The organism is Virgibacillus sp. 7505 (assembly GCF_002272135.1).
Lineage (GTDB): Bacteria > Bacillota > Bacilli > Bacillales > Amphibacillaceae > Terribacillus.
This window is the reverse complement of record NZ_NPBF01000490.1, coordinates 1-209: the sequence shown is the minus strand read 5'-3', so window position 1 is coordinate 209 and position 209 is coordinate 1. Positions and strand designations below refer to the sequence as shown.

1 protein-coding gene is annotated in these 209 nt (G+C 46.4%); it reads right to left on the bottom strand.

Features of this window, described 5'->3' with window-relative positions:
• On the bottom strand, positions 1-209 hold a 209-nt coding region (locus tag CHH91_RS19920; protein ID WP_176465915.1), incomplete at both ends, for a YhcN/YlaJ family sporulation lipoprotein.

Below are 209 nucleotides of genomic sequence, written 5' to 3'. Positions count from 1 at the left end.
AAAGCCCTCTACAGGCTCTCCTTCTTGAATGCGGTCCGCATAGTTTGTTGCCCGCTCGACAAAATCAGGGTTAGAAGACACATACACATTGCGAATGTTCTCATCCGTTTCCCTAACCTGTTCGGAAATTTTATCTTCAACGTCATCAGTGACTTCGTCTTCTGAGCCATTGGCAAGCATGACCGCCACATAGGCGTTTTCATTTGTGA